Annotated in this window: 1 pseudogene; it reads left to right on the top strand. The window is 69.1% G+C overall.

Annotation, left to right across the window (positions count from 1 at the left end):
* Nucleotides 1-243 (top strand): annotated as a pseudogene (locus KVT37_RS32670) (TetR/AcrR family transcriptional regulator); the annotation flags it as partial.

The following is a 243-nucleotide window of genomic DNA, read 5'->3' as shown; positions in this document are numbered from 1 at the left end:
GCGCCACGCCCGGCCAGCGCTGGCCGGCGTACTGGGTGTGTTCGCCGATCCGGCGCTCGATCCGCTTGGACGCCCCACCGCCCTGCCCGCGGAATCACGGCAGGCCAAGGTCGAGACCGCGGCGGGAGCCTGGGCGCTGTTCGAGACAATGTTCCGGCCGGAAAACCTGGTGCTGTTCCCCCGCAACAACCTGGCGGCAAGCGCGGCCTTTTCGCCCCTACTGGTCGCAATCATCAAGCAAGG

The organism is Mesorhizobium sp. GbtcB19 (assembly GCF_019091085.1).
Lineage (GTDB): Bacteria > Pseudomonadota > Alphaproteobacteria > Rhizobiales > Rhizobiaceae > Mesorhizobium.
The sequence above is the reverse complement of the archived record's forward strand: the minus strand, read 5'-3'. Positions and strand labels throughout refer to the sequence as shown.